This is a genomic window from Microbispora sp. ZYX-F-249, assembly GCF_039649665.1.
GTDB lineage: Bacteria > Actinomycetota > Actinomycetes > Streptosporangiales > Streptosporangiaceae > Microbispora > Microbispora maris.
On record NZ_JBDJAW010000022.1, the window covers coordinates 46,624 to 68,916 of the forward strand.

19 protein-coding genes and 1 other RNA gene are annotated in these 22,293 nt (G+C 72.5%); 10 read left to right on the forward strand and 10 right to left on the reverse strand.

Translation table 11 applies throughout. The features are described 5' to 3' along the window. Positions 1-54 precede the first annotated feature (54 nt). The gene (locus AAH991_RS24570; RefSeq protein ID WP_346228257.1) at positions 55-609 is read left to right on the forward strand and encodes a hypothetical protein; all 555 of its coding nucleotides are present in this window, start codon (positions 55-57) and stop codon (positions 607-609) included. Positions 610-683: 74 nt separating this feature from the next. Here AAH991_RS24570 and AAH991_RS24575 read toward each other — a convergent pair whose 3' ends face one another. Both AAH991_RS24575 and AAH991_RS24580 read right to left on the reverse strand, forming a co-directional pair. Then, entirely contained in the window at positions 684-1,679 is a 996-nt protein-coding gene (locus AAH991_RS24575) for an MBL fold metallo-hydrolase (protein ID WP_346228258.1), read from the reverse strand. Positions 1,680-1,696: 17 nt separating this feature from the next. Further along, a complete protein-coding gene (locus AAH991_RS24580; protein ID WP_346228259.1) occupies positions 1,697-2,293 on the reverse strand; it encodes a hypothetical protein in 597 nt (198 codons plus the stop codon). A gap of 143 nt (positions 2,294-2,436) precedes the next feature. Here AAH991_RS24580 and AAH991_RS24585 point away from each other — a divergent pair, with 143 nt between their 5' ends. Then, positions 2,437-5,235, forward strand: coding sequence for a helix-turn-helix transcriptional regulator (locus AAH991_RS24585; RefSeq protein WP_346228260.1), 2,799 nt, complete (start codon positions 2,437-2,439; stop codon positions 5,233-5,235). Positions 5,236-5,344: 109 nt separating this feature from the next. Here AAH991_RS24585 and AAH991_RS24590 read toward each other — a convergent pair whose 3' ends face one another. Further along, entirely contained in the window at positions 5,345-7,552 is a 2,208-nt protein-coding gene (locus AAH991_RS24590; protein ID WP_346228261.1) for an acyl-CoA dehydrogenase family protein, read from the reverse strand. A 171-nt stretch (positions 7,553-7,723) separates the two neighbouring features. Between AAH991_RS24590 and AAH991_RS24595 the strand changes: the two genes are divergently transcribed. Next, complete coding sequence (locus AAH991_RS24595) at positions 7,724-8,806, forward strand: S1C family serine protease (RefSeq protein ID WP_346228262.1); 1,083 nt, start codon at positions 7,724-7,726, stop codon at positions 8,804-8,806. A 78-nt stretch (positions 8,807-8,884) separates the two neighbouring features. Continuing rightward, positions 8,885-9,925, forward strand: coding sequence for an adenosine deaminase (locus AAH991_RS24600; RefSeq protein ID WP_346228263.1), 1,041 nt, complete (start codon positions 8,885-8,887; stop codon positions 9,923-9,925). On the opposite strand, the gene AAH991_RS24605 is transcribed toward AAH991_RS24600, so the two are convergent. Next, on the reverse strand, positions 9,898-10,455 hold the full coding sequence (locus tag AAH991_RS24605) for a GntR family transcriptional regulator (protein WP_346228264.1): 558 nt from the start codon (positions 10,453-10,455) through the stop codon (positions 9,898-9,900). The two genes, AAH991_RS24600 and AAH991_RS24605, sit on opposite strands and share 28 nt — an antisense overlap. Positions 10,456-10,618: 163 nt before the next feature. Between AAH991_RS24605 and AAH991_RS24610 the strand changes: the two genes are divergently transcribed. From AAH991_RS24610 to AAH991_RS24625, 4 genes are read left to right on the forward strand one after another with little or no spacing between them, the layout of a single operon-like run. Beyond that, positions 10,619-11,599: an alpha/beta hydrolase gene (locus AAH991_RS24610; protein ID WP_346228265.1), complete on the forward strand. Its 981-nt coding sequence runs from the start codon at positions 10,619-10,621 to the stop codon at positions 11,597-11,599. Next, entirely contained in the window at positions 11,596-12,744 is a 1,149-nt protein-coding gene (locus tag AAH991_RS24615) for an acyltransferase family protein (protein WP_346228266.1), read from the forward strand. The genes AAH991_RS24610 and AAH991_RS24615 overlap by 4 nt, the downstream gene beginning before the upstream one ends. Continuing rightward, positions 12,744-14,141 (forward strand): sensor histidine kinase, encoded by a 1,398-nt coding sequence (locus AAH991_RS24620; protein WP_346228267.1) that lies wholly within the window; start codon positions 12,744-12,746, stop codon positions 14,139-14,141. Before AAH991_RS24615 ends, AAH991_RS24620 begins: the two co-directional genes overlap by 1 nt. Then, on the forward strand, positions 14,138-14,812 hold the full coding sequence (locus AAH991_RS24625) for a response regulator (RefSeq protein WP_346228268.1): 675 nt from the start codon (positions 14,138-14,140) through the stop codon (positions 14,810-14,812). Before AAH991_RS24620 ends, AAH991_RS24625 begins: the two co-directional genes overlap by 4 nt. Positions 14,813-14,878: 66 nt before the next feature. On the opposite strand, the gene ssrA is transcribed toward AAH991_RS24625, so the two are convergent. From ssrA to ftsE, 5 genes are all read right to left on the reverse strand, one after another. Then, positions 14,879-15,264: a transfer-messenger RNA gene (gene ssrA, locus AAH991_RS24630) on the reverse strand. Positions 15,265-15,562: 298 nt separating this feature from the next. Next, positions 15,563-17,470, reverse strand: coding sequence for a penicillin-binding transpeptidase domain-containing protein (locus AAH991_RS24635; protein ID WP_346228269.1), 1,908 nt, complete (start codon positions 17,468-17,470; stop codon positions 15,563-15,565). 3 nt (positions 17,471-17,473) lie between these two features. After that, positions 17,474-17,956, reverse strand: a complete 483-nt coding sequence (gene smpB, locus AAH991_RS24640; RefSeq protein WP_182906179.1) for an SsrA-binding protein SmpB — start codon at positions 17,954-17,956, stop codon at positions 17,474-17,476. Between the two features lie 57 nt (positions 17,957-18,013). Further along, positions 18,014-18,913 carry a permease-like cell division protein FtsX gene (gene ftsX, locus AAH991_RS24645; RefSeq protein ID WP_346228270.1) on the reverse strand — a complete coding sequence of 300 codons (900 nt, stop codon included), beginning with the start codon at positions 18,911-18,913 and terminating at the stop codon, positions 18,014-18,016. Positions 18,914-18,927: 14 nt separating this feature from the next. After that, positions 18,928-19,617 carry a cell division ATP-binding protein FtsE gene (gene ftsE / locus AAH991_RS24650; protein WP_079315626.1) on the reverse strand — a complete coding sequence of 230 codons (690 nt, stop codon included), beginning with the start codon at positions 19,615-19,617 and terminating at the stop codon, positions 18,928-18,930. A 179-nt stretch (positions 19,618-19,796) separates the two neighbouring features. On the opposite strand from ftsE, the gene AAH991_RS24655 reads away from it, so the two are divergent. Continuing rightward, positions 19,797-19,985 (forward strand): hypothetical protein, encoded by a 189-nt coding sequence (locus AAH991_RS24655; protein WP_346228271.1) that lies wholly within the window; start codon positions 19,797-19,799, stop codon positions 19,983-19,985. A 5-nt stretch (positions 19,986-19,990) separates the two neighbouring features. Here AAH991_RS24655 and prfB read toward each other — a convergent pair whose 3' ends face one another. Further along, a complete protein-coding gene (gene prfB, locus AAH991_RS24660; RefSeq protein WP_346228272.1) occupies positions 19,991-21,112 on the reverse strand; it encodes a peptide chain release factor 2 in 1,122 nt (373 codons plus the stop codon). 83 nt (positions 21,113-21,195) lie between these two features. On the opposite strand from prfB, the gene AAH991_RS24665 reads away from it, so the two are divergent. Then, positions 21,196-22,284 (forward strand): DUF8094 domain-containing protein, encoded by a 1,089-nt coding sequence (locus AAH991_RS24665; RefSeq protein WP_346228273.1) that lies wholly within the window; start codon positions 21,196-21,198, stop codon positions 22,282-22,284. Positions 22,285-22,293: the final 9 nt, after the last annotated feature.

The window sequence follows — 22,293 nt, forward strand, 5'->3', positions numbered from 1 at the left end:
GGCGACCCGCCCCGCCCGCACGTCACGGCGCACCCCAGTACACCGGAGGATCACATGCCCCGCTCGACCCGCCACCTGACCGGTCTCGCCGTCCTCGCCGTCGTCGCGGGCGGCCTGGCCGCGCTCACCGTCCCGGCCCAAGCGACGCCCACCCCCTCCGTCGCGGCCGCTCCCGACACCACCCCGACTCCCAGGCCCACCCCGACCGCCCGCCCCGGCGAGGTCGCCGCCTTCAGCTACACCGGCCTGGACGCCGACTGGGGGCCCTTCTACTCGGCGTACCGGAACGGCGCGCGGGCCATGGTCCGCGGCCGGGTGTGGGAGGACGAGGACAACGGCAGCTTCAACGTCGAGGCGCGGCTGTACGACCGGAACTCCCCGGCCAGGCTGTGCGCCTACCTGCGCCTGAAGGCCAAGACCGAGGAAGAGACGTGGAGCAGGACGCTGAAGAAGTGCGGGCCGGACGGCTACGCCCGCTTCTCCTTCCACGACTGGGAAGAGCATGTTCCCCAGGACCTCCGGGTCCAGGTCTGCTACCGGGACGCGCTCACCCGCACGGTCACCTCCTGCGGCGGGTGGTGGCACGCCTACCGCTGGATCGAGCGGTGACCGCCGGTCGGCGCTGACGGCGATCGGAGCCGCCGGTGTCGCCGGAGATCGACGTCACCGAACTCGACCGGTCCTCAGCGGCTCTCGTAGAGGCGGTAGGTGGCCAGGACGTTCAGCCGGTGCAGGTCGCGGCAGAGAGTGAGCATGCCCTGCCGGGCGAGTTCCGGTGGCACCGGATAACGCGCGAGGGCGGCCGACAGCCGCGGATCGAGGCGCTCGGCCCACGGATCGGTGCACGCCGCGAACGTCTCCTCCAGATCGCGACCCGCCCGCACGCTCGCCTCCACCTCGGCGTGGAGTCGTTCGAGGTAGCCGATGAGATCGTCCAGGGCCGCGGGACCGTCTCCCATCGGGCCGTGACCGGGGACGACGGTCTCCAGGTCCGGCAGGGCCTCGCGCATCCTGCGCAGCGAGCCCACGTACGGTTCGGGGCCGCCCTGGAGCAGCATGTGGGCCGTGCCGGCGTGGCAGAGGAAGTTGCCGGTCCAGGCGGTGCGGGCGTCGGGGACGTACACGATCGTGTCTCCCGGGCCGTTGCCGGGGCCGAAGTGATGAAGCTGGACGACGCGTCCTCCCAGGTCGATCTCGGCGGACAAGTCGAACGTCAGGTCCGGCGTCCGCCACACGGTGACCTCGTCGAGCAGCGCGGCGTCACCGTACATGTTGGCCGACCGGGTCTGTTTCTCGTATGCCAGGTCGGTCATGTTCGCCTTGTTCGCCCCGGACGAGATGATCACGACCTCCCGGGGGAACGCGGCGTTGCCGAAGGTGTGGTCGCCGTGGTAGGTCGTGTTGACCAGGTAGCGGAGCGGCCGGTCGGTGAGACCGGTGACGGCCGCCTGGATCCGGGCCGAGACGCCCGGGGTGATCCCGGCGTCGACCACCAGGGCGGCGTTCCGCCCCGCGATCACGCCGTTGTTGTCCTTCGGCGGCAGGTTGGCCATGAGCGCCCACACGCCGGGCGCGAGTTCGTGCGGCACCAGTTCGAGGCCCACCGGCGACAGGTTCGGGCCGCCGTAGCCGGCGGGCCGCTCGGCGATCTCCCGATCCGGGATGTGAGACAGGGGCATGACGATTCCCTTCGGTGTCAGACGGAGGCGGCGATCGGGCGGGCGTCCGGGGTGACGGCCGCCCGGGGAAGACCGGCGGTCCAGAGGCGGTGGACGAGGATCGGGCCGATGACCCAGTAGCCGAGGGAGGTGACGATGCCGGGGAAGGCGAGGTCTCCCGAGACCAGGTCGTAGACGGGGTGGCCGATCGCGTTGCCCATCGCCCCCATGACGGCGAAGAACCAGGCGATGAGCAGCGGCACCCGCCAGCCCCGGTAGATCGCGAGCGCGCCCAGCGCGAAGGCCGCGTAGGAGATCATGTTGATCCAGACGAACAGGGACAGTGACATCGCCTGCGCGCCGAAGACCTCGACGGGCCAGCGCCGGTTGAATCCGTTCATGAACTCCTCCCCGAAGTGAAGGAACTGCCAGGCCAGGCCGATGAGGTAGACCGGCAGCACCCGGGAGGGGTCGGGGGGCCGGCGGTCGGTGGTCGCGAGGTGGCAGCCGTAGGCGATCAGCATCGCCGGGATGAAGGTCAGCCAGAGCGCCAGACCGGGTGACAGGTAGGCGAACACGGCGATCAGGGCGGCGGCGACGACCCCGGCGGCGACGGCGGAACGGTGACTGGTCATCCGGTGCTCCTCATGAGGTGCTTGGTGACGGTGTCGAGAAGAGCCATGCCGACGACGCTAGGGCGGCGCCGCCCACCCGGAATCCGTCATGTGACCGGTCATCCCGAAGCGGGCATACGTCACGTCCTCCATAAGATCGGTCCGTGCTGTACGGGCGGAGGGCCGAAACCGATCGGATAGATCACTTGCTGGCCGAGGCCGGGAACGGCCGGAGCGGCGCTCTGGTGATTCGCGGTCCGGCGGGGATCGGCAAGACGGCGCTCCTCGACCACGCGGCGCGGAAGGCGTCCGCCACCGGGATGCGGACGTTGCGCGGGGTGGGCATCGAAAGCGAGGCCGAGCTGGCGTTCGCCGCGCTCCACCTGTTGCTGCGCTCCGGGCTCGACCGCCTCGACCGGCTGCCGGCCCCGCAGGCGGAGGCCCTCAGAGGAGCCCTCGGGCTGGCCCCCGCGACCACGCCCGACCGCTTCCTGGTCGGGCTCGGCGCGCTGACCCTGCTGTCCGAGCTCGCCGGCGACGGGCCCCTGCTGTGCCTGGTGGACGACGCCCAGTGGCTGGACCGCTCCTCGGCCGACGCGCTGCTGTTCGCCGCCCGGCGGCTGGAGGCGGAGGGGGTGGCGCTGATCCTGTCCCTGCGGGACGGCGGTCACGGTCTCCCGCCGGCCGGCCTGCCCGAGATGAGGCTCGGCGGCCTCGGACCGGCGGACGCGGCCACGCTGCTGGGTGCGACCGCCGGCACGCTGGCGCCGCACGTGAGGGACCGCGTCCTCGCCGAGAGCGAGGGCAACCCGCTCGCGCTCATCGAACTCTCCGGGGGGCTCACGCCCGGACAGCGGGCCGGGCACGTCAGTCCGCTGGCCTACCACCTCGGGCCGCTCCCGCTTCCCGGGCGGATGCGGGAGGCCTTCCAGACGCAGATCCAGGCCCTGCCCGAACCCGCCAGGGCCCTGCTGCTCGTGGCGGCCGCGGAGAGCACCGGCGACCTCGCCGTCATCCTCGCGGCCGCGCAGCGGCTGGGCGTCGGCCCTGACGCGGCCGAACCGGCTGAGCGTGCCGGGCTCATCCGCGTCGACGGGGAGCTCTCCTTCCGTCACCCGCTGATCAGGGCGGCCGCCTACCAGGGAGCGCCGTTCACCAGGCGCGTGGCCGCCCACCGGGCACTGGCCGCCGCACTCGGCGAGGCCGCCGGCGGGAGCCGGCACGCCGACGCACGGGCCTGGCATCTGGCCGCCGCCTGCACCGGACCCGACGAGGCCGTCGCCGCCGTGCTGGAACACGCGGCCGAGCGGGCCAGGCGCAGAAGCGGCCACGCCGCCACGACCGCGGCCTACGAGCGCGCCGCGCAGCTCACCCCGGACCCGCGCGAGCGGGTACGCCGGCTGATCAGCGCCGCCGAGGCGGCGATGGACGCCGGCCAGCTCCCGCGGTCGCGCGCGCTGGCCGACCGGGCGGCCCTGCTCACCGACGATCCGCGTCAGCAGGCCAAACTCGCGAGGGTCCGCGCGGCCGTCGAGTTCGAGCAGGGCTCACCGCGCGTCGCGCACGGCATCCTCATGACCGCCGCCACCCCCATCACGGCGGCAGACCCGGCCATGGCCGGGTCCATGCTGGCGGAAGCCGTACGCGACGCCTGGTTCGCCGGCGCGCCCGAACTCGCCGGGCAGGCCGTCGAACGGCTCCACGCCCTGGATCTGCCGGCCGGGCACCCCCTCCACCCGGTCATCTCCGCGTTGACCGGACTGGCCGCCCTGCTGGCGGGCGACTCCGCCCGCGGGCTGGTGCCCATCCACGCGGCACTCGCCGACGCCGGGAGGTCCCAGGCCGCCGGCCCCGGAGAACGGCTCATCATCGCGTCGATGGCCTTCATGGTGGGCGACGACGAGACGTCCCTCGATCTGGCCGCCGGCCTGGCCGGCGACTGCCGGGCCCAGGGGATGATCGGCTGGCTGCCGCACGCGCTGCAGAACCTCGCCAGCAGCCAGCTCTACCTCGGCCGGTTCCGGGACGCGAAGGCGTCGGCCACCGAGGCCGTGCGCATCGCCGAGGACACCGGGCAGCATCACCGGGTCGACCACCTGCAGGGCGTGCTCGCGTGGCTCGCCGCGGTCTCCGGCGACGACCGGACCTGCGAACGGCTCACGAGCCGCGTTCGCGCCCACGCCATGGACCACGACAACGTGTCGAGCCTGGCCTGGGCCGTCTGGGCGCAGGGACTGCTCGCCCTCGGACAGGGCAGGACGCGGGCCGCACTGGACCATCTGGAGACAGGTATCGCCGGCACCGTCCGCCACCAGCTCTCGACCACCTTGTTCGTGCCGGATCTGGTGGAGGCGGCGGTCCGGTGCGAGCAGCCCGAACGGGCCGGGGCGCCGCTCGCCCGGTTCGACGAGTGGGCCGCCGCCACCGGGCAGCCCTGGGCGCGTGCCGTCGCCCTGCGCTGCAGAGCGCTGACCGCCGCGCGGGACGAGGAGGCGGAGAGCGACTACGTCCGTGCCGTCCGCCTGCACCTCAACGGAGGGCGGCCGTTCGAGGAGGCCCGCACCAGACTCCTGTTCGGAGAATGGCTACGCAGAAACCGGCGCAAGGCCGACGCCAGAGTCCACCTCAGGCAGGCGCTGGACATGTTCGAACGCGCCGGCGCCGCCCCCTGGGCCACGCGTGCCCGCGCCGAACTGCGCGCCACGGGCGAAGTGTCCGGCGACGTCCGCGCGGTGGGCGCGGCCGGTCTGCTCACCCCGCAGGAGCTGCAGATCGTCCGCCTGGCCGCGCGGGGCGCCACGAACCGCGACATCGGCGCCCAGCTCTTCCTGAGTCCGCGCACCGTGGGCTACCACCTGCACAAGGCCTTTCCCAAGCTCGGCGTCGCCTCCAGAACCGAACTGGGCCGGCTCGACCTCGACGATCCCGCCCTCGCGACGAGTTCGCGCCACCGCGACGGCTGACCCGGCGGCACGGACGCGGACCGGCGCGTCGCCGGGCACGGCGGACGCACGGGGTCACCGCACGAGCGGCCGGGCGGGCCTGCCACCGGCCCGCCCGGCCGCCCGGATGCTACTTGCCCGGCTCGGGGTCGCGGGGCAGGCCGAGCATGCGCTCGGCGACGATGTTGAGCTGCACCTCGGTGGTGCCGCCGTAGATGGTCATCGCCCGGGTGGCGAGCACGGCGCGGTTCCAGTAGCCGGCGTCGCCGAGCTTCCAGTCGGCGGCCGTGACGGCGGCCGGGCCGAGCAGGGAGACCGCCACCTCGGAGACGTTCTGCGCGTGCGCGGTGGACAGCAGCTTGCGCACCGAGGCGTCGGCGCCCGGCTCGCTGCCGGCGAGCTGCTTGAGCGTCACCCGCAGCGACAGCGCGTTGATCGAGTGGGACTCGCAGACGACGCGGGCGAGGTCCTGCCGCTCGGCCGCGGTGAGCTCGCGGCCCAGCCGGCCCGCCAGGCCGAGCAGGTCGGGCACCGAGGCGCCGGTGCCGCCCGAGCCGGACGACAGCGAGACCCGCTCGTTCGACAGAGTGTTCCGCGCGACCCGCCAGCCCTCGTCGACCTCGCCGACGACCAGCTCGTCGGGCACGAAGACGTCGTCGAGGAAGACCTCGTTGAACAGGTTCTCCCCGGTCATCTCGGTCAGCGGCCGCACGGTGACGCCGGGCGCCTTCATGTCGACGAGGAAGTACGTGATGCCGTCGTGCTTGGGCTTGGAGGTGTCGGAACGGGCGATGCAGATGGCCCACTCGGCGACGTGTGCCACCGACGTCCAGATCTTCTGGCCGTTGAGCTTCCAGCCGCCCTCGACCCTCTCCGCCTTCATCTGCAGCGACGCGAGGTCGGACCCGGCCCCCGGCTCGGAGAAGAGCTGGCACCAGATCAGCTCGCCGCTCAGCGTCGGCGGCAGGAACCGCTCCTGCTGCTCCGGCGTGCCGTACGTGACCAGCGACGGCACCACCCACGCACCGATGATCATCTGCGGCAGCTTGATCTTGGCCGCCCTGACCTCCTGGTGGATGAGCACCTGCTCCAGCGGGGAGGCCGCGCGGCCCCAGGGCCTGGGCAGGTGCGGCATGACGAAGCCCGCCTTGGCCAGGGCCCGCTTCTGCTCGGCGCCCTCCAGGGCGGCGATCTCGGCGAGCTCCGCCCGGATGGACTCGCGCAGCGGCTCCGACTCCTCCGGCAGGTCGATCTCCATCTCGCGCGCGACGCCTCCCAGCGCGAGCGCGGCCACCAGGTCGGACCACTCGGAGGACGAGCCCAGCAGCGCGCGGATCGTCAGCGCCCGGCGGTAGTACAGGTGCGCGTCGTGCTCGAAGGTGTAACCGATGCCGCCGAACGTCTGGATCGCGTCCTTGGCGCACTGCACGGCGGCGTCGGGCGCCATGACGGCGGCGATCGCGGCGGCGTAGTCGCGCTCGGCGCCCTCCGCCCGGGTGGCGTCCCAGACCGTGGCCCGCGCCTGCTCCAGCGCCACCAGCATCCGCGAGATCTTGTGCTTGATGCCCTGGAACTGGCCGATCGGCCGGCCGAACTGCACCCGGACCTTCGCGTAGTCGGCGGCGGCGGTTACGCACCAGGCGGCCACCCCGACCGCGTCCGCGCCGAGGACGATCGCGGCGATGTTGCGCACCTCGGCGCCGGTCAGGCCGGTCAGCACCCGCTCGGCGGGCACCCGTACGCCGTCGAGCTCGACCTTGGCCACGCCGCGGGTGAGGTCGAGCGACTTGACCTCGGTGACCGTCGCCTGGGCGGCGTCGATCGCCACCCACTCCTCACCGGCGTCCGTGGCGACCGGCAGGACCAGCACGTCGGCGACCGCCGCGCCGAGGACGTACGCGGCCACCCCGCCGATCGTCAGCGCGTCGCCGTCGCGCGCGCCGGTGACCGCGCCGTCGAGCGCCACCGCGCCGGTCAGCGATCCGTCCGCGAGCCCGGGCAGCAGGTCTGCCTGCGCCTTGCCCTCCGCGGCGAGGATCGCGGCGCTCGCGAGCACGGTCGGCACCATCGGCCCGGGCGCCACCCGCTCCGACAGCGCCTCGATCGCCACCGCGGCCTCCAGCAGGCCGTAGCCGGAGCCGCCGTACTCCTCGGGGACGTGCAGCCCGAGCAGCCCCTGGCCGGCGAGAGCGGACCAGAAGGGCGGACGCTCCTCCGTGCCCGCATCGGCGAGGACGCCTACCGCGCTCCGCACGAGGTCGGCGGGCACGGCCCGCTCGGCCCATCCGGTCACCGACTCGCGAAGCGCCTCGTGCTCCTCGCTCAGCCCGATCCCCATAAGATCCTCCAGCGCTAGGTCCTTGTAGAACCATATTCTAGAGGAATATTCGCTGGCTAGACCGGGGGTTCCGGGGGCTCCGGTATCGGCTGCCCCCGGCACCCGTCATGACCTGCGCCGGTCCCGGCGCGCCGCCTTGCGGCGGCCGTTCGCGCAGGTAGACAGGGGGCTATGCAGCTCTCACGGAAGGTCCTCCGTACGGTCGCCGGCCCGGCCGTGGCCGCGCTGGTCACGGGGGGATGCGCGTCGGGAACCACGCCGGGCGGGGCCGCCACCCCGGCCGCGCCCCGGACGACGGGCACGGCGGCGCCCGCGCCCAGCCGCCCGATCGAGCTCGAGACGACCTACGAGCAGGTCATCAAGAGGGTCCTTCCGTCGATCGTGCAGATCACCACGGGCCAGGCCCTCGGCTCCGGCATCGTCTACGACACCGAAGGCCACATCCTGACCAACGCCCACGTCGTGGGCGCCGCGAGGGAGTTCCAGGTCACGCTGGCCACCGGCGGCAAGCCGAGGAGGGCCCGGCTGGTGAGCTCCTATCCTCCCGGCGACCTGGCGATGATCCAGGTCGAGAACGCGACCGGGCTCACGCCCGCCACCTTCGGCCGCTCCGCCGACCTCAAGGTCGGGCAGATCGTGCTCGCCATGGGCAACCCGCTCGGTTTCTCCGGCAGCGTGACCCAGGGCATCGTGTCGGCCCTGGGCCGCACCGTGACGGGTGAAAGGCACGCCGGCGGCGGGGCCGCGACCATCACCAACGCCATCCAGACCTCCGCGCCCATCAACCCCGGCAACAGCGGCGGCGCCCTGGTCGACCTGTCCGGCCGGGTCATCGGCATCCCGACGCTGGCGGCCGTCGATCCGCAGCAGGGCACCGCGCCCGGCCTCGGCTTCGCGATCCCGAGCGACACCGCGACCGACGTGGCCCGCCAGATCATCCGGTACGGCCAGGTCGTCAACAGCCGACGGGCGGCCCTCGGCGTACGGGTCGGCACCGCGGTCGACGCGAGCGGCGAACCGATCGGCGTGGCCGTCGGCTCCGTGTCTCCCGGCGGCGGCGCGGACAAGGCGGGCATCCGCCCCGGCGACGTGATCGTCAAGGTCGAGGGGACCGCCACCCCCACCGCCAGCGACCTCTCGCAGATCCTGGCCACGCTCAAGCCGGGCGACAAGGTGCGGGTGGAGCTGATGCGTCCGGACGGCACCAGGAGGACGGTCACGGTGGTGCTCAGCGAACTGCCGGCCGGGGGCTGAGCCCGATCCTGACAAAGTGGTGTGAGATACCGCGATTTCGCTTGGAAGGGACTCCCGCCTGGTTGTTACGGTCGGTCCGTGATCTCCCCGGAACTCACCCGGTTCATCGCCGGGCTGCCCAAGGTCGAACTGCACGTGCACCACATCGGCGCGGCGTCCCCGCACATCGTCGCCGAACTCGCCGCCCGGTATGAGGGGGCGACGTCCGTGCCCGCCGACCCCGCGCTGGTCGCCGCGTTCTACGACTTCCGCGACTTCGCCCACTTCCTGCAGGTCTATCCACAGATCGTCGACTTGGTGAGGACGCCCGAGGACCTGTGGACGCTGATCCACGGCGTGGGCGGCGACCTGGCCGCCCAGCGGGTGCGGTATGCCGAGCTCACCGTCACGCCGCAGCCCCACCTGGACCGGGGCTTCGCCCCGGAGGAGTTCTGCGAGGTGATCGAGGACGCCCGCCGCAGGGTCGAGGCGGACTTCGGCACCGTCCTGCGCTGGTGCTTCGACATCCCGGGCATCCCCGGCCCGCCCGCCGACCAGACGCTCGCCATCGCGCTCGACCAGCGGCCGGACGGCCTGGTCAGCCTGGGCCTCGGCGGTCCCGAGGTGGGGGTGTCCCGGGCGCAGTTCGCCCCGCACTTCGCCGCGGCCCGCGCCGCCGGGCTCCACTCGGTGCCGCACGCCGGCGAGGTCACCGGCCCCGAGTACATCTGGCAGGCCGTACGCGACCTCGGCGCCGAGCGGATCGCCCACGGCATCCACAGCGTGCGGGACCCGGCCCTGCTGGAGCACCTGGCCGAGCACCGGATCACGCTGGAGGTCTGCCCGACCTCCAACGTGTGCACGCGGGCCGTGCCCAGCCTGGCCGAGCACCCGCTCCCCGCGCTGGTCGCGGCCGGAGTGCCGGTCACCGTGAACACCGACGACCCGCCCATGTTCGGCACCGACCTCAACCGGGAGTACGCCGTGGCGGCCGAGCTGCTCTCCCTCGACGAGAAGGGCGTCGCCGATCTGGCCCGCGCCGCGGTGCACGCGTCCTTCCTCGACGCCGGGGGCAAGTCGGCCCTGCTCGCGGAGATCGACGCCTACGCCGCTCAGAACTCGTCGGCGCCGCTCACCTGAACGATGTCGAAGACGTGCCGGGATGCCGCGCAGACCGTCTCCAGCACGTGGATCGGCAGGTCGTCGGCCGAGTAGGCGGCCCGCACGATCTGAATCACCCACTCGCCGGGATCCAGCTCCAGCGTGACCGCCTCGTCGTCCCGGGGCGGCCGGGCGACCAGCTGCTCCTCCGCCCGCCCGAACCGGTGGCCCAGCTCCTCGATCCGCGACTGCAGGCTCGGCGACAGGAAGCCCGGCTCGCACAACGGGGTGTCCGCGAAGAGGTCGAGCCGCAGGAAGCTCGTGGCCACCCGCACCGGCACGTCGCCGGCGAGCAGCAGCTTGCGCCGGGCCAGCACCGGCGTGCCCGGCTCGACCCGCAGCCCGGCGGCCACGTGCTCGGAAGCGGGCTCCGGGCCGACGTACAGCATCCTGCGCCCGGCCCGCACCCCCTGCCGCTGCGCCTCCGTCAGGAACAGCGAGGCCGATCCCCGTACGGCCGGCTCCGACGGCAGCGACCGCCGCACCACTACCCTCGACGCGCCCGGCATTTTCGGCTCCCCCACCTCAGCGCCCCTCCCACGTACGCCCCGACTCTAGGTACTCGTCATACCTGAGAGCCACTCCGCAGGTCGGCTCGCCAGGGTGACGCGGGTCAGGGACGCCGATCCATAACTTCCTGCCCAGATCAGACATCTGGAAGGGAGTCCCGCGATGACGATCCCCGCGTACCGCACCCGGGCCGGGCGCGCCGTGCTGGCCTCGCTGGTGACCGCCGCGCTATGCGTTCCGGTCCCGGCCGCGGCGCGGGCGCGGGCGACCGCCCCCGCACCGGCGAACCTGCCCGCGCTGACCGCGGCGACCCTGCCGGCCCGGTACGCCGCCAACCGTGCGGTCATCACCAGCGCCGCCCGGATGGCCGAGGCGAAGGGGGACCTCCGCAGGGCGCGGGCGCTGCGTGCCATGGCGGGCCGGGCGTTCCTGTCGTTCGACGCGCGGGGCGACGGCCGGGCCGTCGAGGTGCTCGGCGACCTGGCGACGGCCGAGCGGGTCGCCGTGCTCGTCCCCGGCGCGGACACCACCCTGGACACCTACGACGCGCTCACCCCCGCGCCGCACGCCCGGCTCGGCGGCGCCGCGCGGGCGCTGTACGACCGGATCCGGGCCGACGGCCCGGCGGCCAGGACGGCAGTCGTGGCCTGGCTCGGCTACACCCCGCCCCATCTGGTCGGCACCGGCGTACTGACGACCGGCCCGGCCGACGAGGGCGCCCGCGCCCTGCGCGCCTTGGTCGCGTCACTGCGCGCGGCCGTGCCGTCGGCGCGGGTGTCCCTGCTGTGCCACTCGTACGGCTCGGTCGTCTGCGGCCGGGCCGCTCCCGGCCTCCGGGTGTCCGACATCGCCCTGTTCGGCAGCCCGGGCACCGGAGCGGCGTCGGCGGCGGCGCTGCGCACCCCGGCCCGCGTGTGGGCGGGACGCGGCGCGCGCGACTGGATCTCCCGCGTCCCCCACGTCAGCCTCTCCCTGTTCGGCGCCACGATCGGCTTCGGCGCGGACCCCGTCGCGGGGGGCTTCGGCGCCCGCGTGTTCGGCGCGGGCGGCGGCGGTCACAGCGACTACCTCGCGCCCGGTTCGGCCTCCCTCGCCAACCTCTCCCGCATCGCGCTGGGCCGCATCACGGAGGTGACCCGGTGACCGGCCCTGCGGCACCGCCACTCGCGAAACGGACCACGGACCTGCGAAAGCTGGTCCGGAGGGTCGACGCCGCCACCCCGGCCGGCCGCGACCGGGCTCTCGACACCCTGCGCGGCCTGGCCGTGCTCGGCGTCGTGACCGGCCACTGGCTGGTCACGGCCCTGGTGGACACCGGGCACGGCACGCTGACCGGCGACAGCCCGCTGCGGCACCTGCCGTGGCTCGCGCCGGTCTCCTGGGTCCTCCAGACCCTCGCGGTGTTCTTCCTCGTCGGCGGGCACGTCGCGGCCAAGGGCCTCGCGGGGGCGCGGCGGCGCGGCGTTCCGTACCACCGGTGGCTGCGTGAGCGCCTCGCGCGGCTGTCCCGCCCGGTTGTCCCGCTCGCCGCCGTCTGGACGGTGGCCGCCGCCGTGCTGGTCGCCGGCGGCGCGGAGCCCGGCACCCTCGGCGCCCTGCTGCGCCTCGTGCTGTCGCCGTTGTGGTTCCTCGTCGTGTTCGCCGCGCTCACGGCGGCCACGCCGATCGCCGCGTGGATCGGCCCGTTCCGGCCCCTGCTCGCCGTCGCCTGCGTGGACGCGGCCCGCTTCGCGCTGGGCGCCCCGGCGTGGCTCGGCTGGGTGAACGTGGCCGCCGCCTGGCTGGTGCCGTACGCGCTGGGCGCATGGTGGGCCGAGGGCCGGTTCGAGCGGCGTGGAGCGCTGTGCGCGCTGGTGTGCGGAGCGGTGGGCGCGGCCGCCCTCGTGGTGTGGGGCGGCTATCCCGCGTCGATGGTCGGCGTTCCGGGGCAGGCGGTGTCCAACCTCAGCCCGCCCACGCTGGCCGCGGTCGCGTTCGGGCTGGCCCAGTGCGGCGCGGCCGTGCTGCTGGCCGATCGGCTGCGCCGCCTCGCCGCCCGCCCGGTGGTATGGGCGGCGGTGGCCCTGGTCAACCTCTTCGCGATGACACTCTTCCTGTGGCACCAGACAGCCATGATCGTGATCACCCTGGCGGGGCTGCCGTTCGGCCCGCTGCCCGGCCTCGGCGCCTCCCCTGACGGCCTCGGCTGGGTCGCGGCACGGCTGTGCTGGCTGCCGGCCTTCGCACTGGCGCTCGCCGTCTGCTGGGCCGCCTTCGGTCCGGCGGAACGACGACCGGAAGGTGCCTGATGTCTAGGATCGAGATCGTGAAGGAGGCCCGCCCAGAAGAGCGAGCCGGTGGGTCGCGCGGCCGGCGGATGACCACGGGCGCGAGTGAGCGCCCCCACGGCGAGCGGGGATCCGGCCTCGCGGGAGCGCTGCGCGCCCTGCGGGCGGACCTGCTCACCCTCGCGCCCCAGCCGCTGCCTCCCCTGCGCAGGCCGCGGCCGTTCAGGCGACTGCCGCACGTGGCGATCGTGGTCGTCGCCGCGCTCCTCGCCTCGGCCGCCCAGGACACGCCCGCGCTGCCGTTCGCGATCGCCCACGCGGCCGTGCTGGTCGTGGCCCTGCGCTGGCCGCTGCCCGCGTGGTGGCTGTCCACCGCGTTCCTGGCCTGCACGGTCACGAGCACCTACTCTCCCGCGCACTCGGGCGAATCGTGGCCATGGACGGTGCACGCGGGCGTCCTGTTCCTCGTGGCGTTGCGCAACCGGCCCCGGGTGGCCGCCGAGACGCTGCTGCTCGGCGTCCCTCTGGCCTGGGGCATGGGGTCGGTCGCGGGCGACACCACGATCTGGCTGGACGTCACCTTCCCCTCGTTCGTGGTCGAGGTGCTGCCCGTCTTCGCGGCCGCCGTGCTCGCCGGCGCGGCCGTACGCGCCCGGCGGGTGGCCCGCGAGCGGCTGGCCGAGCAGGAGACGGCGGTCATCCGGGAGCGGGAGCGGCGGACCCTGCTGGAGGAGCGCGCCCGGATCGCCAGGGAGCTGCACGACGTCGTCGCCCACCACATGTCCGTCATCTCCGTGCAGGCCGACGCCGCGCCGTACCGTGTCCCCGACCCGCCGCAGGAGCTGGTCGCCTCCTTCGCCGTCATCCGGCAGAACGCGCTGGAGGCGCTCACCGAGCTGCGCCGCGTGCTCGGTGTGCTGCGCGCGGAGAGCGCGCCGGACCCGGCCGCTCCCGGTGCTCCGCAGCCCACACTGGACGATCTCGGTGATCTCGTTACGAACGTGCGCGCCGCGGGGCTGCGCGTGGAGACGGACGTCCGCGGCACGCCCGGCGCACTGTCGCCGGGGGTGGAGCTGTCGGCCTTCCGCATCGCACAGGAGGCGCTGAGCAACGCCCTGCGGCACGCGCCGGGCGCACGGGTCCACGTCGAGATCGCCCACACCGCCACGGCGCTGCGCCTGACCGTGCGCAACGGCCCGGGCCGGCACGCCCCCGCACCGTCGCCGGGCGCGGGCCACGGCCTGCTCGGGATGCGCGAGCGGGCGGCGATGCTGGGTGGCGACCTCGCCGCCGGTCCCGTGCCCGGCGGCGGTTACGAGGTCACCGCCGTGCTGCCGTTGTCCGCGTCCGCCGCCGATCCCGCCGACCACAGCGACACCGCTGACCACGCCGACACCGGGAGGGAAGTCCACCCGTGACGATCCGCGTCGTGATCGCCGACGACCAGGCCATGATCCGTGAGGGGTTCTCCGTCCTGCTCGCCGCCCAGCCGGGCATCGAGGTCGCGGGCGTCGCGGCCGACGGGCTCGAGGCCGTCGCCATGGCGGCCGAGCTGCGCCCGGACGTCGTCGTGATGGACATCCGCATGCCGGGCCTGAACGGCATCGAGGCGACCCGCCGGATCACCGCCGACCCCGCGCTGGACGTCAAGGTTCTCGTGCTGACCACGTTCGACCTGGACGAGTACGTGTACGACGCCCTGCGCGCCGGCGCCTGCGGGTTCCTGCTCAAGGACGCCTCCGGGGTGCAGCTCGCCGAGGCGGTGCGCGTCGTCGCCGCCGGTGACGCCCTGCTGGCTCCGAACGTCACCCGGCGCCTGATCGAGGAGTTCTCGCGGCTGGGCGGCAGCCCCAGGCCGCCCGCGCGGATCCGGCTGGAGGGCCTCACCGAACGGGAGACCGAGGTGCTCACCCTCATCGCCCACGGCCTGTCGAACGCGGAGATCGCCCGCCGCCTCGTCGTGGCCGAGCAGACCGTCAAGACGCACGTGGGCCGCATCCTGGGCAAGCTGCACCTCCGGGACCGCACGCAGGCCGCCGTCTTCGCGTACGAGACCGGCCTCGTCTCGCCCGGCCACACCACCGCCTGACCCGGCCGGGAAAAAGCGAAAGGGGCGGGGAGGAAGCATGCGCTTCCTCCCCGCCCCTCTGGCAGACAGTGGAGGTGGCGGGAATCGAACCCGCGTCCTTCAACACCAAGACAGGGCTTCTCCGGGTGCAGCCTGTTGCGCTTTTCTCGGCCCCGGCAATCTCACAGGCGAGTCGCCGACGGGCCCAGTCACTGTTTGATTTCCCGTACGGCCCCGTGACCGGGCCGGACGGTTGAGCCTTCTAGCGATGTCAGTTCCGGGCCGAAGGCACTCCCGGGCTGACAGAGGTTTCTCGCTGCTTAGGCGGCGAGAGCCAGGGAAGCCTGGCTGACCTCAGTGCTCTTGTTATTGGCACTTATTTGTTCGCGGTCACAGTGTTGACGGGGTTATGTCCGCAGTCCCCGACCCGCTTCCCCTGACTTGCAATGTCGAAGTCGAAACCGGTCACCCCCTGTGCAGTTGTCAACCCGGCCCCGGAGGGCCGACGTCACAAGCTTACTCAAGACAACACCGGTGACGCGACTCCAATTCCGCCCGGCCGGCGGGACGCCGAAGCCCCCGGGACGCGGCCTGCGGCGCACGCCCCGGGGGCCGACCGGCAGGGTCGAGCCGGTCCGGACGGCAGGGCTCCCCCCGAGATGGAGCCCTGTCCTCATCACGGCGACTGGGCCCGCAACCCCCCAAGCGGGTCCCAGTCACCTAGAAAGACGCCGGTCATCGCCTCGATGGTTGCTCGCCCTCGCGCCTTTTTCAGGTCTGGGGCTGAGCGGTGCGGAAGAAGCTCCCGGCGATCGCCGGAGCGGCCGACAGGTCGCCGCTTTTGGCCAGCACGGCGACCGCGACGTCCCCCTGCCAGCCCACGAACCACGAGAGCTTCGTGCGCTCCTTCTTGTCCGTCTGGGTGACCTCGGCGGCCACGCCGTACACGGGATCACCGGGGGCGGAGGCTGCGGAGGCCGCGCCGGACGACACACCGGCCCGCATGAGCGTGCGCAGCTTCGCGGTGACCGCGGGGTCGAGCGTCACGGGCTGCGCGGCGGCCGCGGCGGTGCCACCCTCGGCGCCCGGATCGGGCGCGGTGGGCGAGACCACCAGCGTCGGCGGCCGCCACGTGCCGGACCTGACGGCCGCGGCGACGAGGGCCATCGCCAGCGGGCTCACCCGCGCGCCCTGTCCGGCGATGATCTTGGCGATGGCCGCGTCGCCGTCCGGCTCGGCGATCGATCCGCTGAAGGTCTTCAGCGGCAGCTTCCAGTCGCTGCCGATGCCGAACTGGTTCGCGCTGGTGGCCAGCCGCTGGCCGCTGATCCGCCGGGCCAGCGACGCCAGCGCGGTCACGCAGCCCTGCGCGAAGTCGGCCTGGAAGGTGGGCGTCGTCACACCGTCGACGCCGGGCTGCTGGAAGCGCGCCCCGCCCACGGTGCGGTCGGCGCTGCACGGCACCTTCTGCTTCGGGTCGAGGCCCGACTGGAGCAGTCCCTCCGCGGCGATGATCGAGAAGGCGCTGCCCGCCACGTACTTGCCGGCCAGCGCGTCGTCCTCCTGGTGCAGCTGGTTGGTGGAGACGGCGAGCACCTCGCCGGTGGACGCCTGCACCGCGACGAGCGCGGCCGGGCGGGACCCCGCGACCGCGGCGTCCCCGGCGCTCTGCAGCCGGCTGTCGATCGTGGTCTGGACCGACGAGTTCTCCCGCCCCGGCCACGCCTTGAGCTCCTTGACCTGCTGCCCGGTGGCGTTGTCGAGGATGACGACCCGGGTCTCGGTCGAGCCGGTGAGCTGGTCCTGGTAGGCCTGCTGCAGGCCGTCCCGGCCCAGCGTGTCGCCGGCCCGCTGCGGTCCGCCGAGCCGCTGCTCCGCCTCCGGGGTGATGGCCGAGACCACGCCGACGATCTGGGTGGGCGACTTGGGCGCGACCGGCGGATTGTCGGTCTGGAACTCCAGCCCTCTGATCGCCTCCAGCTTGGACCTGATCTGGGCGAACTTCGTCCGGCCGAACGTCGCGAGGGGGACGAAGTCCTGCGGGGGCGACGACAGGATGCGGCTCAGCAGGCGGTCCTGGGCGAAGCCGGTGATCTTCGACAACTGGTCGCAGAGCCGGCCGGGGTCCTTGACCTTGGCGGGGGTGACCCCGGCGACGTGCAGCACGGTCTCGTCCTGCAGCGAGTTGCCGTTGCGGTCGAGGATGGGCTTGCGGCCCTTGGGGACGGTGGCGACCGCGAGCCGCTGCCCGGGGTGCAGGTCGGGGTGGATGACGCTCGGCGACCACCGCACCTTCCACTGGCCGCCGACCAGGTGCAGGGGCAGGTTGCCGTCGTACTGCCAGAGGGGGTTGTTCTCCCCGAGGTCCACCTCGGCGTGGTAGCCGGCCTGCGCCGCGTCGCCGTCCTGGGTGATCCCCCGCAGGGAGAAGCGGACCGAGGCGGCGTCCAGCTGCAGGCGGGCGTCCTCCAGCGCCTTGCGCACCGCCGCCTGGTCGCCGTCGGCCCGTCGCGCGGCGGCCGCGTAGTCCCCCGTCTGCCAGCCGACGAGGAAGTCGCGCACCGCCTCGTGCGGCGACGGCTCCTCGAAGCAGCCGGTCAGCAGGGGTGCGGTCAGGCCCAGCGCGAGCGCGGCCCGTACGGCTCGCGCCCGGGCGACCCCGAATCTTCGGAAGGACACGGCCTAACGGCCCCCCCGGCGGCGGACCGCGTTCGACATGGCCCGCGCCATCTCCCGGTTCGCCTGCTTCTCCATCAGCGTCTGCCGCTTGTCGTAGTCCTTCTTGCCTCTGGCGATGCCGATCTCGATCTTCGCCCGGCCGTCCTTGAAGTACATCGACAGCGGGATCAGCGTGAGGCCCTTCTCCTTCAGCGACGCTTCGAGCTTGCCGATCTCCTTGCGGTGCAGCAGCAGCTTGCGCGTGCGCCGCGCGGCGTGGTTGGTCCAGGTGCCCTGGCTGTACTCCGGGATGTACACGTTGATCAGCCAGAGCTCGCCGCCCTCGACCGAGGCGTAGCCGTCGGTCAGGTTGGCCTTTCCCGCCCGCAGGGACTTGACCTCGGTGCCGGTCAGGACGAGCCCGGCCTCGTAGGTGTCCTCGATGAAGAAGTCGTGCCTGGCACGCTTGTTCTGGGCGATCAGCTTGCGCCCGGTCTCACGTGGCATAAGGGGAGCCTACCGTTGCCGCGAGGGGCGGAAACGAGCTGCGCGACCGGTGCCGGGTCACACCCGCAGGTAGCGGCGCAGGGTGACGAACGAGGCGAGCACACAGATCAGCACGCCGATGGCCATGGTGCCGGTGATCACCCCGGCGACCGTGTCCCAGCCGAGGGGCGCGGCCATGTACGTCTGGATCGACTCGAAGATGAAGACCTTGACGATGATCAGAATCACGCCGGACAGGACGCCGCCGATGAGGCCGGCGATCAGGCCCTCCATCACGAACGGCAGCTGGATGTAGATGTTGGACGCGCCGACCAGCCGCATGATGCCGGTCTCCCTGCGGCGGTTGTACGCCGACAGCCGGACCGTGTTGCCGATCAGCAGGATGGCCGCGAACAACATGAGGGCGGCGATGCCCAGCGCCATGTAGCGCAGCTTGTCCATGAAGCCGAAGACCGATTCGAGCAGGTCGCGTTCGTTGACGACGTTGGAGACGCCGGGCTGCCCCTTGAGGCTCGCCGCGACGGCCGCCGCCTTGTCCGGGTCCTTCAGCTTCACCCGGAACGACTCCGGCATGTCCTCGGCCTTGGTCACCGACAGCAGGGTGCGGTTGCTCTCGGTCTCCTGGAAATGCTTGTACGCCTCGGCCTGGTTCTCGAACTGCACCCGCTCGACGTCCGGGAGCGCCTCGATCGTCTGCTTGAGGTTGGCCTTCTCCTCCTGTGTCACCGCGCCCTTGTTCTTGCAGGGCTCGAAAGGCGCGTTCTTCGTGCACAGGTAGACCGACAGCTCGACCTTGTCGGTCCAGAAGCCGGTGAGCTTCGAGACCTGGGAGTTGATCATCATTCCGACGCCGAGCAGCGCCATGCCGACCGCCACGGTCACGATCACCGCGATGGTCATCGTGAGGTTGCGCCGAAGGCCGATCCAGACCTCGGAGAAGATGAAGTTGGCCCGCATGGTCCCAGTTACTCCTAATACGCCTGGCCGTACACGCCGCGCGACTGATCGCGGACGATCTTGCCGTCCTCGAGCTCGACCACGCGCTTGCGCATGGAGTCGACGATCGCGGCGTCGTGCGTAGCCATGAGGACGGTCGTGCCGGTCCTGTTGATTCGGTCGAGCACCTTCATGATGCCGATGCTCGTGGCGGGGTCGATGTTTCCGGTGGGCTCGTCCGCCAGCAGGATCATCGGCCGGTTGACGAACGCGCGGGCCATGGCGACCCGCTGCTGCTCGCCGCCGGACAGCTCCTCCGGCATGCGGTGCGCCTTGCCCTCCAGGCCGACGAGCTCGATGACCTCGGGCACGACCTTGCGGATGAACCGGCGCGGCTTGCCGATGACCTCCAGGGCGAACGCCACGTTCTCGTACACGTTCTTGTTCGGCAGCAGCCGGAAGTCCTGGAACACGCAGCCGATGCGGCGGCGCAGGTGCGGCACCTTGAAGTTGGACAGCTTCGACAGGTCCTTGCCGGCCACGTGGATGGAGCCGCTGTTGGGCCGCTCCTCCTTCAGCACCAGCCGGAGGAAGGTGGACTTCCCCGACCCTGAAGGACCGACCAGGAACACGAACTCGCCCTTGTCGACGTCCACGCTCACGTGGTCGAGGGCAGGCCGGTTTTGGTTCGCGTAGACCTTGGTGACATTATCGAAATGGATCACGGGCGCATCACGGCTAGCCAGTCTAGGGGGTGGGACGGCCGGTCCGGGGGTCGCCGGTCACTTTGCTCTGGATCGACGTTCCGTTTGGCCGAAGGCCAGTCTAGGGGTAACACTGGCATGGAACGTCCATAACGGAAACAAAACGATTAGCCCTTGGGCGATGGGGCGGTAAAGCTGCTATGAGCTGCGAACACTTGATCTGCGCCGCGTGCGCCGGCCCCGTGGTGGAGGGGCGCTGCCCCGTCTGCCGGGAGGGCCGCGCCAAGGTTCACCACCACGGGTTCATGGGGCTGTCGCCCCTGGTCATCGCGCTGATCGTGCTGCTCGTCGTGGTGCTGGTGGCGCTCGGCCACATCAGCGGTTACTGATACGCCTACTGGGCGGCGTCGCCGGACTCCTGGCGGCGCATCCAGCGGATCTCGCCCTCGATGAACTCGTCGAGGTCGCCGTCCAGCACGGCGGTGGGGTTGCCCGCCTCCACGCCCGTGCGCAGGTCCTTCACGATCTGGTACGGGTGCAGCACGTAGTTGCGGATCTGCGTGCCCCACGACGTGGTCGCCTCGCCGCGCAGCTCGTTCATCGCCGCGGCCTCCTCCTGCCGCTTGCGCTCCAGCAGCTTGGCCTGGAGGACGGCCATCGCCGTCGCGCGGTTCTGCAGCTGGGACCGCTCGTTCTGGCAGGAGACCACGATCCCGGTCGGCAGGTGGGTGATCCGCACGGCCGAGTCGGTCGTGTTGACGCCCTGGCCGCCCGGACCCGACGACCGGTAGACGTCGATGCGCAGGTCGTCCTCGTTGATGTCGATGTGGTCGGTCTGCTCGACCACGGGCACCACGTCCACGCCCGCGAAGGAGGTCTGCCGGCGGCCCTGGTTGTCGAACGGGCTGATCCGCACCAGCCGGTGGGTGCCGTGCTCGCCCCTGAGCGTGCCGTACGCGTAGGGGGCCTTGACCGCGAAGGTGGCCGACTTGATGCCGGCCTCCTCGGCGTAGGAGGTCTCGTAGACCTCGGCCGGGTAGCCCTTGCGCTCGGCCCACCGCAGGTACATGCGCAGCAGCATCTGGGCCCAGTCGGCCGCGTCGACGCCGCCCGCCTGCGCGTTGATGGTCACCAGGGCCTCGCGGGCGTCGTACTCGCCCGACAGGAGCGTGCGGACCTCCAGCGCGCCGACCTCGGACCTGAGCGCGGCGAGCTCTTTTTCGGCCTCGGCCAGCGCGTCCTCGTCGCCCTCCTCGGCGGCCAGCTCGAACAGGACCGGCAGGTCCTCCAGGCGGCGGCCCAGGCCGTCCACCCGGTTGACCTCGGCCTGCAGGTGCGAGAGCCGGCTGGTGACCCGCTGCGCCTGCTCGGGGTCGTTCCACAGGTCGGGCGCGGCAGCCTGCTCCTCCAACTCGGCGATCTGCTTGCGCAGAGCGTCGAGGTCGAGCACGTCCTGAATGCTCTTCAGCGTGCCGCCAAGCTCGTTGATCTCTTCGGCTGGATCGATGACTGCCACGTCTGTAAAGGGTACGCGAATCGGAGACCCTGTCAGGCAGCGCGCCTCGGTAGCATGTGAACCGATTGCATGGGGAGGCTGGCGTGAACGGGGTCGTTCGGAGCGCGCTGGCTCTTGCCCTCCTCACCTGTACGGCCGTCGCCTGCTCGGGCGGGGAGCCCGTCCGGTCGCCGGCCAGCCCGGCGGCGGCCACCTCCGCGCTGCCGAGTCCCGCCGAGAGCCCGTCGCCGTCGCCCAGCCCCCCGGCCGTGACCCTGGAGGAGGCGTCCGAGGCGCTCGACGCGTTCCTGGACACCGACGACGTGCTGCGGCTGGCCGGGGCCGACCGGTGGGCGCTCCTGCTCACCCAGGACGGCCAGCGGCCCATGACGATCGCCGGCATCCACTCCCAGAAGGGCAAGCCCGCCCGCTACACGTGGGACCGCCGCACGGTGCTCGTGCCCCGGCAGAGCGCCCGCCCGGCCGTCTGGTTCGCGGCCACCGCCCGGCGGCGCGACGCGTCCGGCGAGGTCCGCACGGCCGTGTTCACGTTCGTCCGGCAGAGCAAGGACGGGCCGTGGCGCAACAGCTTCGCGTCCCTGCTCTACCCCGGCGAGCAACCGCCCTCGGTCGCCCTCGACGCGGACGGGTACGCCACGGCGCTGGAGTCGCGCGACGCCACGGTGGCCATCAGCCCCAACCTGATGGGCCCGCTGCACGCCACGGTCGCGGAGGAGGGCCCCAAGGGCTACGCCTCCGGGCTGATCGCTCCCGGCCCGCAGACGACGGGCTTCTACGACGAGATCGTCGAGACCAAGGAGAAGGCGAAGACCGACGACTGCATGGTCTACGAGTCGCTCTTCGCCTCGGCGCCCAACTACCCGATCTTCGCGCTGCGTACGCGCGACGGCGGCGCGATGATGCTGTACACGCTGACTCGCACGTCCTCGTGGACCGCCAGCGGCCAGCCGCAGGGCCAGCCCCAGGGGCTCAAGTGCGGCGAAGGGCGTCCCGTGACGGTCCCCGCCGCGGCCCGCTGGCTGCTGAGCCCCACCAAGGACCTGTTCATCCGGCAGAAGCGGCAGATCGTCGAGACCCAGCAGTACGTGAGCGCGGTGCCGCCCAGGGCGTCCACCGCGCCCGCGCACGTCGTCGGCTACGAGGGCATCGTCACCGGCGGCTCCAACCGCTGATCGCCGGGC